This window comes from Flavobacterium panacagri (genome assembly GCF_030378165.1).
GTDB lineage: Bacteria > Bacteroidota > Bacteroidia > Flavobacteriales > Flavobacteriaceae > Flavobacterium > Flavobacterium panacagri.
This window is the reverse complement of sequence record NZ_CP119766.1, coordinates 3511607-3528562: the sequence shown is the minus strand read 5'-3', so window position 1 is coordinate 3528562 and position 16956 is coordinate 3511607. Positions and strand designations below refer to the sequence as shown.

Here is a 16956-nt window from a genome sequence, read left to right as displayed (position 1 = left end):
CGAGGAGCGAGGAATGACAAACTGCGTAAACTATGTGTGGAAACTAGTTTCTTCTTCTTCCTCTTTCAATCAAAAAAGTCTATGCTTCTATGTGTTTAAAAAAATATTTTCTAATTCAAAGCATTAATAACCTCCGTATTAATCTTATTAACCGCCTTAAAATCCATCTTGTCAACTTTTCGATCGTAAGTCATAAAACCGTTTACTTCGCCTTCAACATCGGTTGTTTGAGTGTAGACCGCTGCAGAGAATCCCGTTTTAACGTATTTTCGAAGCATTTCCGCGTACTTTATGTATTCGGTGGTAACTTCACCTGCATTTTTAAATTTAATGTAACCCCAGTTGTCATTTGCTCTCCAAAGATGTCCTTCGAGAGGCAAACCGATTCCGCCGTATTCTCCCAGCACTGTAACTCTTCTTGCATCATACAAATACATTTCTGGCCCTGGGTAATTATGCAAATCCAAAATATCGCCAGTTTGAAAATGATTTCCTCCACTAGCAGAATTAATCAAACGGGTTGAATCATGGTTCTTTGTCCATTCTGTAATTTCAACCGTTTTAAATTGTCCCCAGGCTTCGTTAAACGGAACCCAAACCACAATACTTGGATAAGAATACAAATGATCCATAATCTCTCTCCATTCTTTTCTATAGATTTCTTCGGACTTTGCAGAACGTTGCAACTCTGTTGCATCAAAATATTTTCTGTTTTGCCAGATTGGCTGCTCGTCCCCGCTTGGCATATCCTGCCAAACCAGAATTCCCAGCTGATCACAATGCGTATACCAGCGTTCCGGCTCTACTTTTACGTGTTTACGAATCATATTAAAACCTAATTCTTTTGTTTTTATGATGTCGTATTTCAAAGCTTCGTCAGTTGGAGCAGTGTACAATCCATCTGGCCACCAGCCTTGGTCTAAAGGTCCGTATTGAAAATAATCTTTGTTGTTTAGCTGCATTCTCAAAATACCGTTTTCATCTCTTTTAGAAGAAATTTTACGCATCGCAAAATAACTCTTTACCTCATCAACCACTTTATTTTTGCTGATTAAGCGAATTTTAGTCTGATACAAAAACGGATTTTCTGGCGACCATAATTTTGAAGAATTTAAGACAATATCATTACTTTCTCCAATTACTGCTTTTTCTTTCGCGATTTCTTTTCCGTTATCAAAAACAGCTATTTCAACCACATCTCCCTTTTCTGATCCATTTACCTCAGCTTTGATGCTGATGGTGTTTTGATCGATGTTTGGAGTAGTTTTTAAAGCTGTAATGTGTTTAGCGTTTACCGGTTCAATCCAAACCGTCTGCCAGATTCCAGTAACAGGTGTGTACCAGATTCCTTCTGGATTTTTAACTTGCTTACCTCTTGGCTGTGGTCCGTCATTGGATGGATCCCAAACTTTTACAACCAATTTTTGATTTTTTCCTTTTTGAATGAATGGCGTAATATCAAATGAAAACGGCGTATAACCTCCCGTATGCGATCCTACTTTTACATCATTCACAAAAACCTCTGTTTTCCAATCTACAGCACCAAAATGCAACAGAATGTTTTTGCCATTCCATCCTGATTCAATTGAAAAATTGGTTTCATACCAAAGTTCGTTTTTAGCTCCCACCTCTTTCATCACTCCAGACAAGCTTGATTCGGTGGCAAACGGAACCAAAATTTGCCCATCATATTTTGAAGGCGTGGCTTTTCCAAATTCTTGAATGCTGTAATTCCATAAACCATTCAGATTTTTCCATTGGCTACGCTCCATAATCGGACGGGGGTATTCCGGCAATGTTTTATTTGGATCCACCTGTTCTGCCCATTTGGTCTTGATTTTGTCGCCTTGAGGTTTCCATTGCGCATTTACCATCAAAACAGATAATAAAGCGATAAAAACGATACTTTTTCTTTTCATGCTGTATATATATTTGAGGCAATTTTCAATTAAAAAAATGCCATCGTGTTTTCTAAACTAAAATTGAATTACCAGACTTATCTCCACATAAGCCTGGTAATTACTGAACTAAACTAACTTAACTAACCATATTTTTGGAGAGTATCAAGATTGTATTAAGTATTAAGATTTTTTCTAAGTAGTCCTCACTTACTTTTAGCATATCCCTTAATCCTTAATACTCCCATCTTAATTCTTCTTCCCGAATTTCTTGACCAAACTGTCGTATTCTTTTTTAGAGATTGTAATCATGCAGCCGTGGCGTACTTTTTCTGGGAGACTGTATTTATCCCAATCCGAGAAAAAAGTGTAGCCCGAGGCTTGAAACCAAGGTCCGTTTAGGTTATCAGTGATAGATAATCCATATGAAACTCCTGGGTATTGTTCGTAATACATATACCATATTTTATCATCTGGAGAAGGAATCAGCATTGGCGCTTCTCTAAAGTTTGGACTGATAGATTGCTGGGGCAAAGAATAAGGGCCTAAAAGATTTTTTGATTTGGCAATTCGGATCGTTTTTCCGGTTGTCCAATACAAAGTTGGATACGTTTCGTCTTTAATCACGGCGTAGTAGGAATCGCCGACTTTACGAATAAAAACATCAATAGTTCCCATATCCCAATCGAATAAACGTTTTGGCGTTCCCTCGAAAGTTTTCAAATCTTTAGACAAAACATACAAAGTGCGCTGACTTGCCCAATAACGCTCGCCATCTTCTTTTGTTCCTTCCAAATGTGGCGTGTGCCAGGTCATGATAAACTTTTGCGAATCTTTGTCGTAATATAATTTTGGAGCACCAATTCGCTGTAAAGCGTTTGAATAATCCGGTGTACTTTTTAAATCGGGCGTATAATCGGAATGTTTTTTCCAGGTAATCAAATCATCCGAAATCCAGATATTAATGCTTTTGGCATCGTCTCCTGTATTTCCTGCGATGTAATACTTACCATCTGCGCCTTTGCAGATGTCAGGATGGCCTTTGTATTCTTCAAAAACGCGTTTCCCATTATTTAGATTTTCCCAATGTAATCCATCCAAACTTACGGAATAATACAATCTTCCGTAATCGTTATGCGTCATGTGCGCAAACAGATAGGCTTCATTTTTTGGCTTTTCATTTCCTTTTACCTGTCCCGGCGGGTCTGGCTGTTGTGCTTTCGTTGAAAAGCTGGCAAAAATCACCGCTAGAAAAAAGAATTGTTTTATTGTGTGTGTTTTCATTGCTGTTCATTTTAGTTTATTGCCCACGGATTAAACTGATGAAACGGGTTTCCGCTGATTGTTTTTTTTTGCCACAGATTAAAGGATTAAAATGATGAAATCTGTTGATGAAATTAAACACATAGAAACATAGATTTCCGAATGCTCTTCGTCGAGATTATAGAAAAAGCTAGCTTTCACACATAGCTATGTGCATTGAAATAAGTGAAATGCCTTTTTACATAAAGTAAAGCTATGTTCCTATGTGTTTAAAAATCTTTTAATCTGTTGCCAAAAACAATTATCTAATTATCTAATTAACCTTATTCGCTTCTGTCGTCATCTTTTTAATCAAATCGGTTTCGGCTTTGATATATGGCGTTCCGTCTGTGTGTAATATATCATGAAACCATAGTTTTGGCTCAGCAGTGTATGTTTTTGTCCAACTGTCCCAAGCGTATTTGGTTTGTGTTTTTCCATCAACAAATCCCCAGTTGATCATACCAACATTGTATTTTCTGGCAAGAGGTAAAAATCCTTCGAAAGTACTTCCGTTTGGTCTTGCCATGTATTCTGTACAAATCAATGGTTTTCCGTAGCGCTGTAATTGTTTTACCACTCTTTCAAAATCTGCTGGTTTATCATAATTGTGGAAAGAAACAATATCCGACTGCTCAATCTGCATTTTGTGCATTGGTTTCATTTTCGCTTCGTCGCTCCAGTCTCCAACCCAAACTCCTGAAGTTAATGGCTGTGATGGATTGCTTTCTCTCGCCCAAGCAAAAACATCTTTTAAAAGTGGCAGAATCAAATCGACTTTGTTTTTGATTTCTACTTTTTCATACGAAGGGCCTGTCATATTATCCGGCTCGTTCCAAACATCCCAACCTAAGATTCTTTTATCATCTTTAAAATGAGCTACAGTTTCTTTTACATATTTTTCTAAACGAGGATATTGTGTTTTATCCTGAAGCGCTTTTTGTCCCGGAGCCTGTACCCAGCCTGAGTTGTGCGTATGTGGTTTTGGAGCACGCTGTTTTCCTAAAACTGGAAACGGATCCCAGCAGGAATCAAACAACACAAAAAGTGTTTTAATGTGGTGTTTATCTGCAATTTCAAGAAACTGATCCATGCGTTTGTACAAACCTTCTGCGTCTTGCTCGTGTAATAAATCGTGCAAATAGACACGCATAACGTTCATGCCTAAGTTTTCTGCCCAGCCTAATTCCTGATCAATTCTTTTGGGATCAAAAGTATCTGACTGCCACATCTCTAACTGATTTATAGCTGTGCTAGGAGAATAATTTGCCCCAACTAACCAAGGCTGTTCTGCATACCATTTATTGGCCTGATCTTTTGTCCAGATTTCTCTTGTTTCAACCGAAGCGGTTTCGTTTTTACTTTCTTTAGAAGTATTCTTTTTGTTGTTACAGCTTAGCAATACTAATCCTGCCAACAATACTGTCAGACCCAATTTTACTTTCTTCATTACAATTTTGTTTTTTTTTTGAACAATCGTTCTGTATGATAAGGGAATCAGACTTTCGAATCTGATTCCCTCAAAAATTCATTTTTTAATATCCTGAGTTTTGCTCCAGATTTGGATTATTATCTACATCGCTTTGCGGAATTGGCATTCTGTGATTTTTCCCCACTTTGAAGTTTTTAAAATCTGAATCACGAAGCGCAATTTTATCAACAGCAGCCTGAGTATTTAAATCTCCCCAACGTTTTAGATCTTCCCAGCGAACACTTTCTCCACATAATTCTAAAACTCTTTCCATTTTCAAACGCTCTAGGAACTTGTCATGGTCGTTTCCAATTTCAGGATGCGCTGTTGCTAAAGGATTCATATTTACACGAGCTCTTACCTGATCAACATATTGATAAGCTTCGGCAGTACTTCCTAATTCGTTTAAAACTTCGGCATAGCGCAATAAAATATCACCGTAACGAACCAATCTGTAGTTTACCTGGCTGTAGTAGTCTTCATTATCTCTATAATAATCACGGCTTCCTTTTCTGAACCAGGCTTCATTATTATTCCATTCCCAGTTTCTGTTATAGGTTTTGTCTCCAAAATCAGCCAATAAATCAGGATAATATAAAGTCCATCTCAAACGAATATCCAAATTGCCGTCTTTGTTTTTTTCTTCTTTGAAAGCATTCACTAACCAAAAACGAGCTTGTCCATCAGACCATCCAATTCCTCTTGGCGCAAAAAACTGACAACGGTTACTGGAAACTGCTGCATTTTGTGCTTCGTCAGTTCCTCCTTTTCTTTGGTCTCCAAACTGGATTTCAAAAACAGATTCACTGTTGTTTTCATTTACGTCTGTAAAATTATCTCTGTAGTTCGCCACCAAACTGTATCTTGCTCCAGGGCCTGTTATTAAATATTCAAGAGCTGTTTTCGCATCAGACCATTTTCTTTGCTGCATGTATAATTTTGCTAAAAATGCTTTTGCAGCTCCTTTATCAGGTCTTCCTGTCTGATCTGCTCCCCATTTCGCTGGCAGATCATCAAAAGATTCATTCAAATCTTTTTCAATCTGAGCCCAGATTTCATCCACCTTTTTTTGTTGTGGCAAATCTGCTGGTGTAGACGGATCTAAAACCAATGGAACATCTTCCCAAATCACGGCTAAATAATAGTAATGCAATGCTCTGAAAAACTTAGCCTGAGCAATAATCTTCTTTTTATCATCTTCATTTTGGAAAGTGATATTTGGAACATTCGCTAAAACTTGGTTGCATCTAAAAATCGCTTTATAGCTGTCTCTCCATGTTACCGCATTTCCTTCCCAAAAATTATAATTGATGTAATTGAACCTCGTCCAATCTGCCAATTCCGTCCACGGACTCACACTATAACCTTCATCAGAAGTCAAATCTAAACGGAAATACATCCATCTTGCCCAAAGACCATCTTTGTAAAACATGGCATAAATAGAGTTTACACCAGCTTGTGCATCACTTTCAGTTTTCCAATATTGGTCAACTGTTATATCATTAGGGCTGTTCAGGTCTAGTTCGTTTTCACAAGCAGTAAAAACAAGACCTAGAAAAGCTGCGGTTAGTATAATTATTTTTTTCATTATGCTATTTTTTTAATTAAAAGCTAAAATCAACACCAAGTGAATACGTTTTAAGATTTGGGAAAGCGCCATTATCTACACCTCTTTCGAAAATATTACTATTTGTAAATTCAGGATCTAAACCTTTATATTTTGTGATGGTAAGAATGTTTTGCGCTGATAATGTCAATCTCGCTCTTGAAATACCTGAATTCTTTAAAACACTTTGAGGCAGATTATATCCAAATCCAATATATTTCAATCTGATAAAATCTCCATTTTCTAAGAAACGATCACTGTCTCCTCTTGAATTCAAAGTAGACCCTTTTGTTACTCTAGGAAAATCGGTATTAGGATTTTCTGGTGTCCAAGGCTGAATACCAGCTCTGTAGTTACTGTTGTCATCAAATCTATCGACAACACTTCTAAATCCATTATAAACAGTTGCTCCGTGAGAAGCAATCCAGTTCATCGAAAAGTCAAAACCTTTGTATTCTGCTCCTGCATTTAAACCCATTTCAAATTCCGGCCAAGGACTTCCCACAATAGCTTTATCTGTACTGGTAATTTGTCCGTCTCCATTAACATCTTTAAAACGAATGTCTCCAGGAACAGCATTTGGCATAATTACCTGACCATTTGCATTTTTGTAGTTGTCAATTTCCTGTTGGTTTTGAAACAATCCATCGGTCTGCAGCACATACCACATTCCAACTGGATTACCTGCTCTTGTGATGGTGTTTCCAGAAATGTTTTCATTTTGACCATTTCCTAACGAAACCAGCTTGTTATTTACTTTTGTAAAGTTGATAGAAGCATTAAAAGAGAATTCGTTGATTTTTTTGTTATAAGCCAATTCCAATTCAAGACCTTTATTTTCTACAGTTGCAGCATTTGAAATTGGATTTCCGCCATCATTTCCAGTAGTCAATAAAATCGGGAAACCAAACAATACATCTTGTGTACGGGCAATAAAATAATCTGCCGTAAAACGTAAATCATTATTTAAAACCGCTAAATCTAATCCGAAATTGGTTTGCTTTAATTTTTCCCAACGCAATTGTGAATTCGACAATTTGACCTGAGCAGCAGAAGAAAACAAATTCTGATCATTACCTAACACAATGGCTCCAAAATTATTCACAAAGCTTTTGTATTCGTAGTAGCCAATATTACCAGAACCTAATTCTCCATAACTCGCTCGTAACTTCAAATCTTTAATAAATTCAGATTTAAAGAAAGATTCATTGCTTACTCTCCATCCTGCAGAAACAGAAGGAAAATTACCCCATTTGTTTTCATCACTGAACCTTGATGATCCATCACGTCTTAAAACAGCATTCAATAAATAACGATTGTCATAATTGTATTCAATTCTTCCCAGATATGATGCAAGTGCTGCTTCATTAATAAAACCACCAACTACCGGCGAATCTCCCTGATTTAAAACTTCATAATACTGTCCAGTACCCGAATTCATTGGCAGATTTCTCTTTGTTCCATAAATCTGATCGTATTTGTCTTTTTGAAAAGTCTGACCCACCAAAACCGTTAGATCATGTTTACCAAATTCTTTTTTAAAAGTCAAAGTATTTTCGAACAACGTAGTCTGGGATCTTCCTTTGTTTTGATCTGTCTGAGATGGATCTACCGGTTGGTTTAAAGTCCAGTTTCCTACTTTTCTCATGAATTTATAAGAGTCAAAACTGGTTTCGTAGCCAAAGTTGAAGCGATATTTCAGCCAAGGAGCAAATTTTAATTCAGACCAGATGTTTCCTCTAATTCTGAAATTTTCATTTGTAGTATTCGCGAAATCAGCAATTGCTAGAGGGTTTGTACCAAAAGTATCTGCAACGCCTTGTTTTCCGTACCCATATCCTCCTGGATTTGAAGCATCATAAAGCGGAATTGTTGGTGTCATTCTATACACATCAATAATTGGATTCCCAGACATTTCATCTGTTTTAGAATTACTGATAGCCAAGTTTTCTCCAATACTGAAAATTCCTTTTGTACCACTTGAGTTGACGCGGAATGAAATTCTATCAAAATCAGTTCCAATAACCGTTCCTTCATTTCCAAAATAATTTGCGGACATAAAAAACGTAGAATTTTCGTTTCCTCCAGAAAAACTAGCATTATAGTCCTGAATCATTCCAGTTCTGAATGTAGCATCCTGCCAATCCGTATTTACTGCCATGTTAAGATTTTGCCTATCGTATATAGTATTTCCGCCACTATCTGCTTTAGCATTATCATAGGCCATATTATTCCATTTGGCAAATTCTTCAGTTCCCATCAAATTGTAGCGTGGCATGATTTGAAAACTGCTTTTTGCCGAAACTTCAACTTGCAACGGGCCTTTTTTTCCTTTTTTAGTAGTAATAATGATTACTCCATTTGCCGCTCTTGAACCGTAGATAGCGGCTGCCGAAGCATCTTTTAAAACCTGAATACTTTCGATATCATTTGGGTTAAAATCTCTATTCCCTGTGGTTACTAAACCATCAATTACATACAAAGGATTTGTATTTTGAAGATTTTTAAGACCACGAATCTCTACATTCGCTTCCTGCCCAGGACGTCCGCCACCGCGAACTTTAACTCCCGTAACTAGACCTTGCAATCCGTCTGCCACTGTAGTAACTTGACGTTTTTGAATTTCTTCTGGTTTCACTAAAGAAACAGCTCCGGTAAGGTCTTTCTTTTGCTGCGATCCATAACCTACCACAACAATTTCGTTGAGTTTCATGGCATCTTCTTCTAAAGCAATATTGATTGAAGTTCTATTGTTAACTGCAATTTCTGTCGTTTTGTAGCCTTGTGAGCTGAAAACTAATGTTTGATTCCCGCCGACTGCAATTTTGAAGCTTCCGTCAAAATCTGTAGCGGCACCATTTTGTGTTCCTTTTATTAAAACATTCGCAAAAGGAATTGCTTCTCCCGAAGCGGCTGTGACTTTTCCCGTAACCGTGATCTGTTGGGCAAAAGCGGACTGCAGTAATAAACTAAAGAAAACTAAGAGGTAATATCTCTTCGTTAAAAAGTGAGTGAGCTTTGTTTTCATTGATTTTTGCATTTTAGATAGTTTCATTTCTTTTTGTGGTTTGGTTGGAAATATTGCGTTTTTAATCGTCCGGAAATCGAACAAGTAAAGAATCAATATTCTTTTCTAGTACTAAATTGTTCATTTTGTTTCAAAATTGTTAATGGTTCGATTTTTCAAAGTTTATTTTATTGATAGTATATTTTTAACCTTAAAATTTTATCAATATCATTTATTTGAAAATTCAAATTAGGCGCTTTTTATTCAAAATAAAATGCTTCATTTGTGTCAATATCTCTCGCAAATGATTCAAATTGTACAAAAAAGGTCAATATTAACAAGCCTTGCAACATTTTGTAGAATATTGAGACGATTTGCAGAAACATTGATTTCAGCCTTAAAAAACAGCTTATGCGTAAATTCTTTCTTTTTTTACTTTTCAGCATTTTTTCGATACATTTTTCAAATGCTCAGGAATATTATTTTAAACATTTTCAGGTTGAAGAAGGACTTTCTAATAATACGGTATTAACCTCATTACAAGACAATGACGGTTTTATGTGGTTTGGGACAAAAGATGGCTTGAACCGCTTTGATGGTTATCGTTTTAAGACCTATAGAAGCAATGGCGACCCGATCCATAGTCTTGGAAGCAATTATATTCAGTCACTTCATGAAAATAATGGTACGATTTGGGTCGGAACAGATAAAGGTTTGTACCATTATGATAAAAAACAAGATCATTTTTCCATTTTAAATGAAGCCATCAATGATCGTATCAATGACATCAATCACGACCTAAAAGGCAACATTTGGTTCATTTCTGGCAACATTTTGTATAAGTATGCACCAAATAAAAAAGAAACGACCACTTTTAATCCGAATAAATATTTTGTTTCTACTTCTATAACAAGAGATTATAAAGGAGAAATCTGGGCTTCTTCTTTAAATAAGATTTATCATTATTCAGAAGAAAATCATTCTTTTGAAAATATTACCTTAAATCCGCCAGCGAATAAAGCTAATTTCAGAATTACGGTAATTTATGCTGTTGATCCCGAAAACATCGTAATTGGAACACAAGACGACGGAATTCTGATTTACAATAGAAAAAACAAAACGACAAACGAACTTAAATCTGACATTAAAGAACCCGTTTTTGTACGTCAGTTCAAAAAAAGAGGAAACGATGAACTTTGGATTGCCAGCGAATCCGGTGTTTATGTTTATAATCTAAAGACAAAAACTGTTATTAATCTTAAAAAGAATTATAATGATCCGTACGCAATTTCAGATAATGCGGCCTACTCTATTTTAATTGATAAGGAAAATGGTGTCTGGATTGGAACTTATTTTGGCGGTGTCAATTACCATCAAAAACAATATACCCAGTTTAAAAAATACTTTCCGCAGGAAGGCCAGAATTCTATTAGCGGAAGCGCTGTCAGAGAAATTCACAAAGATGATCACGGCGATTTGTGGATTGGAACGGAAGATGCGGGCGTAAATCGTTTTAATCCAAAAACACAAAAATTTACGTCTTACCCTGTTTCTTATTATAATATTCATGCTTTAATGCCCAGAAAAGATAAAATCTGGGTCGGAACTTTTGAGCATGGCCTAGATGTTTTGGATCGAAATTCCGGCAAGGTTTTAAAACATTATAGTGCTAATGATGGAAGCGGGCTGCACAGCAACTTTATTTTTTCTTTTTATGAAATGAAAAATAACGATCTGATTGTCGTGACTACATCTGGACTTTACCGTTATAATGAACAGGCTGATAATTTTGAAATCCTGAAATTCTTTCCGGAGACTTTTCATTATACCAATTTTAAAGAAGACAGCGATGGTAATCTTTGGGCGGGAAGTTATCGCGACGGTTTGTTGTTTTATAATCCAAAAACCAAAAAGAAAGAGGTTTTTACATATGATTATAAAAACCCAAACGGAATTAGCAACAATACCATGAATGCTATTTTTGAAGACAGTTCCAAAAATTTATGGATTGCGACTGAAAACGGTTTAAATCTGGTGGATCGTAAAAAACACACTTTTACCAAGTTTACGACCAAAAACGGAATGCCAAGCAACGTTTTCTATTCCATTTTAGAAGACGATGCTAAAAATTTATGGCTGACGACTTCTAAAGGTTTGGTGAAATTTGGCCCGGATCATAAAACCATCAAGATTTTTACCACTGCAAATGGCTTATTGAGCGATCAGTTCAATTACAATTCGGCTTTTAAAGATGCAAATGGTGATATGTATTTTGGAAACCTCAACGGAATGATCAGTTTTAATCCGAAGCATTTTACAAAGAACAAATACACTCCTTTTATTTATATCACCAATCTTCAGATTAATAATAAGGATATTGAAGTAAACAGTCCCGACTCGCCTATTTCGCAATCAATTTCGTTTCTGAACGAATTGGAACTCAACAACAGTCAGTCTTCATTTAATCTCGAATTTGCTTCTTTAAACTATACCGCGCCAGAATTGACCGAATATTGGTTTCAATTGGAAAATGTCAATAACGACTGGGTTTATCTGGGCAGGAACAATAAAGTTTTCTTTACTGAACTGGCTCCGGGCGATTATGTTTTTAAAGTGAAATCCTTAAATAGTTTTGGCGTTTGGAGTAAGGAAGTGAAACTGAAAATCACGATTCTGCCACCGTTTTATGCGAGTACTTTGGCTTATATTCTTTATTTCATATTAATCTGCGCTGGATTCTACTACATCATTCGTTATTCTCAAAACCTGACTCAGATTAAGAATAACCGCAAAATCAAGCATTTGAATGACGAAAAAGAAAAAGAAATCTATCAGGCTAAAATTGATTTTTTTACGAATGTAGCGCACGAAATCAGAACACCTTTGACTTTGATAAAAGGGCCTTTGGAGAAACTTTTAGGCATGGAATACGAATCGAAAGAAGTACCCCAGCATCTTTCGATCATGAAGAAAAACACTTCCCGTTTATTGAAATTGGTTAACGAATTATTGGATTTTAGAAAATCGGAAATTGGCGGTTTGAAACTGACTTTTGTAGAAGCGAATATTTCGTCGATGGTTCGAAATTTTCATCTAAGATTCAGTCAGTTAATTGAAGAACGGGGACTTCAGTTTGAATTGGAATTGGGCGAAAAAGATATTTTTGCTTTTGTAGACAAAGAAGCTTTCAAAAAGATTTTGAGCAATCTCATCAATAATGCTATCAAATACTCAAACGAAAAAGTCATCATTTCTTTGTTTCGAGATGAAAAGAAACTGACTCTAATTGTAAAAAATGACGGAAATGTGATTCCGATTCATTTAAAAGATAAAATTTTCGAGCCTTTCTTTAGAGTGGATGACAGCAGTACAGCTTCGGGAACTGGAATTGGGCTTTCGCTAGCGCATTCGCTGGCACAATTGCATAACGGAAATTTGAAATTAGTTGAAGATTTAAATTATAACATTTTTGAATTGACCGTTCCCTTACATCAGGAACAGGAATTTATGCTTTATGCCGATTCTAAAAAAGAGGAAGAAGAAACCGAAATCCCAAAAGAGACTGTTGAAGTCAAAAACGAAAAAGCACAGATTTTAGTTGTAGAAGATAATGAAGATCTTTTGAGTTTTATTACTACTGAATTGGCTGGAACTTACGCTATTTTAAAGGCTGAAAACGGCGAAGAAGCACTGAAAATCATTCATAACGAAAACATCCAACTCGTAATTTCCGATGTTTCCATGCCAATTATGGACGGAATTACGATGTGCAAAACCATTAAAACCAATCTGGAAACGAGTCATATTCCCGTTATTTTATTAACTGCGAAAAACTCGCTCAAATCACAAATTGACGGACTTGAAGTGGGCGCCGATGCTTATATCGCGAAACCATTTTCTATGGATTACTTAAAAGTGCAGGCCAATAATCTAATCGAAAACCGAAGACAGATTATGAATTATTATGCGAGTTCTCCCCTTTCGCACATTAAAAGCATCGCACACAATAAAACGGATGAAAAATTCCTAAAAAAACTCGACGATGAAATCCTGAAAAACATCACCGATCAGGATTTAAGTGTAGAATCGCTTGCCGAAATCATGAATATGAGCCGTTCGACTTTATACCGAAAAATTAAGGATATTACGAATTTAAGTCCAAACGAACTGATTAATATTGTTCGCTTAAAACGCGCCGCGGAATTATTATTGAATGAAAATTATAAAATGTACGAAATCGCAGAAATGGTAGGTTACAAATCACAAACGAGCTTTGGGCGAAATTTCCAAAAACATTTCAATATGTCGCCATCGGATTATATTCAGACGAATCGTTAATTATTTTAAACACATAGAAACATAGATATTACTAACGCAAAAAGGCATTTCATTTACATCAAAACACATAGCAATAGTTTAATTGCCAATTTTTGTTGAGTTTCTTGCAATGACAAACTTTAAGGAATAGTAAAGAGTTATAAAAAACTAAGTACAGAATGTTTTTAAAATATAGCCTGCGGTTTCAACCGCAGGAACACAATGTATATAACACAATGCATATCTGGACGTCCCCGCGGTTGAAACCGCGGTCTATGTTTGAAAATTGGAGCTTTTAGTTATCTCTCTTCGAACTTAAAATAAAATGTAATAACTAAACCTTGCGTTTCTTTGCGAAAATCCTTTGCCCCCGATAGTTATCGGGATTGCGGTTAAAAAAAATTATCTAATCCCTAACAACAAATACAATTCCTCCTTTTTATTCAAAGCCACAGAAATGTTCTTTCCATCAATCAATTCGATTCTATTTCCATTTAAGCTTCTAACCGATTCAAGATTTAGGATAAAAGAACGCTGGACGCGAAAGAACATCGGGAGTTTCAAAACTTCTTCCATTGCTTTTAGAGTCCCTAAAGTCATGTAAGATCCGCCGTTAATGACAAATTTCAAATAATCGTCCTGCGCTTCTACATAAAGGATTTCATTCAATAAAATCTTAATCAGTTTTCCTTCCGATTTAATAAAAATGCGATCTGAATTGATTTGATGTACAGAAGCTGTTTTCTTTAATGAAAGGTATTCTTTGGCGCGATTTACCGCTTTTAAAAAACGATCGAAACGAACGGGTTTTACCAGATAATCTGAAGCACCGGTTTCAAATCCGTCCAAAGCAAAATTGCGGTGCGCGGTTATAAAAATAATGACAGGAGGATTTGTAAGCGCTTGTGCCAGTTCTAAACCTGTAAATTTGGGCATTTCGATATCACTGAACACAATATCAATTGTATTTTCCTGCAGGTGCATTAAAGCTTTTGAAGGTTCTCCAAATGAAGCTTCCAATTGCAGAAAAGGAATTTCGCTGATAAAAGATTCTATGATATCTCTAGCAATCGGTTCGTCATCTACGACAATGCATTTCAACTTTTCCATTACTTTCTTAAAACTATTTTTAAATCGACTTTAAAGGAAGATTTTTGATTTTCAATTTCCAATTCGTATTGATTCGGATACAATAATTCCAGACGTTTACGGGCGTTTTCTACTCCTATTCCGCCGAAATTATCCGTTGTAAAACTTTCATCAACATCATTTTCTAAACTGAACCAAAACGTGCTGTTTTCAATCTTAATATCCAGTTTTACAAAGGCATTTTGAGTGCTTTTTAATCCGTATTTAAAAGCATTTTCAATGAAAGTAAAAGTCAGTAACGGCGCAATAAAAAGTCCAGCTGTTTGGTTTTCTCCTTCAATATTAACCTGAATATTGGCTTCATCAGCATAACGCATCTTTTCTAAAGCGATATAATTTTGGATAAAATCCAGTTCTTTCTCTAGGCGAACGATTTCAGTATTTGATTCATACAAAGTATAACTCATAATATCCGAAAGATTCAGGATAATTTCTGGCGCTAGATTGTCTTTCCTAACCGTTAATCCGTATAAATTATTCAAAGTATTAAATAAAAAATGCGGATTTAATTGCGCTTTCAGAAAATCCTTTTCCATTTGAATGTTCTGAATTTCCAATGCCATTTTCTCTTTCTCTACCTGAAATTTCTTGTGGTAGAGTTTTACAATTTCAACCAGAATTTTAGCAAAGCAAAAAGGAGAAAGCAATGAGATAATAATGATCGTCTGCGAAAGCATTCTTTTTAAGGAAACAGCTTCCAAAAAAGTCTGTTCTGCACTCATTTTGATTACGCCTTTTAATTCTCCAAAATCAACTTCAAGACCTAAAGCATAATACAAAAGGGAAATAAAGTACGTTGAAGCCATCCAAAGAAAGATCGAAATCGGAAAAACCAAGATTAAAAGCACTATAATTTTGGTTTTGCTTCCCGAAAAAATCTTTGGAAGCAACAGATAAAACAACATATAAAAGACAATGATATTAACCAAAGTCATTCTGATTGTAAGCGGAACGGCATCAGAATAAACCAAATGATAACCGATTACATAGCTCAAAAACAGTAAAACAGAAAATCCAAGCCACATTAAAACATGTAGTAAAATTCGATTTCTTTTGGTAAAAAACAGATCAAAGTTTAAGGACGCTATTTTATCTAAAAAATAGCCCGAAGCAGTTGTGGTATTTGGCATGTAATACAGTTGTAAAGCAGTTTCAAATATAATTTATTTTTTTCTTGTTGGTATAATATTAAACACATAGAAACATAGTTTTTCTTTTAGGTTAAAGGCGTTTCACTTGTTTAAAATACACATAGTATTGCGTACAGAGCTTTGTCAAAGTTTTAAACTTTGACAAAGCTTCATTATCTTTAAGTGCATCTATGTGTGAGAAACTAGTTTCTTTCTCTATTCTTTTTTAGACAAACAAATGACTATGTTTCTATGTGTTTAAAAATAATCCACACAAAAAATTATAAAATTCTAATTAAAGCATTTATCAAATTTATCGTATTATGTCCTAAAATAGAATAAATCAGATTCCCTGAAAAACATCTTAAAACACCAACGCTTAAAGACGAAATCAGCGTTAAATATACTATGGTTATAATATCAAACTTTAAATGCAAATCCTGATCTAAAACCATTCCGTGCCCTACTCCAAATAAAACGGTTATAATGACAAACGACCAGCCAAATTCTATTCCGCGATACTTCCATTTTGGCGCAAAAGCTTTATTTAAAAGCCATAAAGAAATCCCTCTAAAAGCAATTTCTTCTGTTAAGCCCGGCATTGTCGCCTGAAAAAGAAAAGTTTCTAAATCGAATGTTCCGCCTTTTGGAAATAAGATCATTTTAAAAACGAAATCAAATAAAGTGAATCCCAGAAAAAACAGCAATCCAAACTTTAATTGTGTTTTTGAATTGGTTTTCGAGGTAAATCCGATTTTGATTCTCTCTTCTTTGGAAACTGAAAAAATAACAATCAAACCTAAAATTAAGCTCAGGATTTTTCCTGACCAATTGAACTTCAAACCAATAAAATCAAGTGGCAATACTACTTTTCCATATTGTTGTAAAAATATATCCGCCAAAAAATAAAGAATAAAAAAAGCTACATATTTAAGGTTTGATTTCTCTGTTTTAAAATAGGCCAATAGTAGAAGTGGCGAAATAACTACGATCCAGATAAACGGTGATAATGGTGACATATTTTTGATTTTAAGGTTTTAATTGGAATCAAAAGTATATCTAGAGTATATTAATTA

The 16956-nt window shown here is 35.3% G+C and carries 9 protein-coding genes; 1 reads left to right on the top strand and 8 read right to left on the bottom strand.

Annotation, left to right across the window (positions count from 1 at the left end):
• Nucleotides 1-110 precede the first annotated feature (110 nt).
• The 5 genes from P2W65_RS15545 to P2W65_RS15525 all read right to left on the bottom strand — a co-directional run bounded on the left by P2W65_RS15545 (nucleotide 111) and on the right by P2W65_RS15525 (nucleotide 9305).
• A complete protein-coding gene (locus tag P2W65_RS15545) occupies nucleotides 111-1919 on the bottom strand; it encodes a glycoside hydrolase family 2 protein (protein ID WP_289658849.1) in 1809 nt (602 codons plus the stop codon).
• A gap of 228 nt (nucleotides 1920-2147) precedes the next feature.
• Nucleotides 2148-3182, bottom strand: a complete 1035-nt coding sequence (locus P2W65_RS15540; RefSeq protein WP_289658847.1) for a glycoside hydrolase family 43 protein — start codon at nucleotides 3180-3182, stop codon at nucleotides 2148-2150.
• 292 nt (nucleotides 3183-3474) lie between these two features.
• On the bottom strand, nucleotides 3475-4650 hold the full coding sequence (locus P2W65_RS15535) for a glycoside hydrolase 5 family protein (RefSeq protein WP_289658845.1): 1176 nt from the start codon (nucleotides 4648-4650) through the stop codon (nucleotides 3475-3477).
• 85 nt (nucleotides 4651-4735) lie between these two features.
• Complete coding sequence (locus P2W65_RS15530) at nucleotides 4736-6259, bottom strand: RagB/SusD family nutrient uptake outer membrane protein (RefSeq protein WP_289658843.1); 1524 nt, start codon at nucleotides 6257-6259, stop codon at nucleotides 4736-4738.
• Between the two features lie 16 nt (nucleotides 6260-6275).
• Nucleotides 6276-9305, bottom strand: a complete 3030-nt coding sequence (locus tag P2W65_RS15525; RefSeq protein WP_289658842.1) for a SusC/RagA family TonB-linked outer membrane protein — start codon at nucleotides 9303-9305, stop codon at nucleotides 6276-6278.
• Nucleotides 9306-9695: 390 nt separating this feature from the next.
• Here P2W65_RS15525 and P2W65_RS15520 point away from each other — a divergent pair, with 390 nt between their 5' ends.
• Complete coding sequence (locus P2W65_RS15520) at nucleotides 9696-13622, top strand: hybrid sensor histidine kinase/response regulator transcription factor (protein WP_289658840.1); 3927 nt, start codon at nucleotides 9696-9698, stop codon at nucleotides 13620-13622.
• A gap of 381 nt (nucleotides 13623-14003) precedes the next feature.
• Here the strand turns inward: P2W65_RS15520 and P2W65_RS15515 are convergent, their stop codons facing one another.
• From P2W65_RS15515 to P2W65_RS15505, 3 genes are all read right to left on the bottom strand, one after another.
• Nucleotides 14004-14711, bottom strand: coding sequence for a LytR/AlgR family response regulator transcription factor (locus P2W65_RS15515; protein ID WP_289658838.1), 708 nt, complete (start codon nucleotides 14709-14711; stop codon nucleotides 14004-14006).
• Nucleotides 14711-15880, bottom strand: coding sequence for a sensor histidine kinase (locus P2W65_RS15510; RefSeq protein ID WP_289658836.1), 1170 nt, complete (start codon nucleotides 15878-15880; stop codon nucleotides 14711-14713). Before P2W65_RS15510 ends, P2W65_RS15515 begins: the two co-directional genes overlap by 1 nt.
• Nucleotides 15881-16161: 281 nt before the next feature.
• A complete protein-coding gene (locus tag P2W65_RS15505) occupies nucleotides 16162-16899 on the bottom strand; it encodes a CPBP family intramembrane glutamic endopeptidase (RefSeq protein WP_289658834.1) in 738 nt (245 codons plus the stop codon).
• Nucleotides 16900-16956: the final 57 nt, after the last annotated feature.

Coding starts and splice junctions, on each gene's coding strand:
- P2W65_RS15545 (WP_289658849.1), bottom strand. CDS start 1,919: ATGAAAAGAAAAAGTATCGTTTTTATCGCTTTATTATCTGTTTTGATG.
- P2W65_RS15540 (WP_289658847.1), bottom strand. CDS start 3,182: ATGAAAACACACACAATAAAACAATTCTTTTTTCTAGCGGTGATTTTT.
- P2W65_RS15535 (WP_289658845.1), bottom strand. CDS start 4,650: ATGAAGAAAGTAAAATTGGGTCTGACAGTATTGTTGGCAGGATTAGTA.
- P2W65_RS15530 (WP_289658843.1), bottom strand. CDS start 6,259: ATGAAAAAAATAATTATACTAACCGCAGCTTTTCTAGGTCTTGTTTTT.
- P2W65_RS15525 (WP_289658842.1), bottom strand. CDS start 9,305: ATGAAAACAAAGCTCACTCACTTTTTAACGAAGAGATATTACCTCTTA.
- P2W65_RS15520 (WP_289658840.1), top strand. CDS start 9,696: ATGCGTAAATTCTTTCTTTTTTTACTTTTCAGCATTTTTTCGATACAT.
- P2W65_RS15515 (WP_289658838.1), bottom strand. CDS start 14,711: ATGGAAAAGTTGAAATGCATTGTCGTAGATGACGAACCGATTGCTAGA.
- P2W65_RS15510 (WP_289658836.1), bottom strand. CDS start 15,880: ATGCCAAATACCACAACTGCTTCGGGCTATTTTTTAGATAAAATAGCG.
- P2W65_RS15505 (WP_289658834.1), bottom strand. CDS start 16,899: ATGTCACCATTATCACCGTTTATCTGGATCGTAGTTATTTCGCCACTT.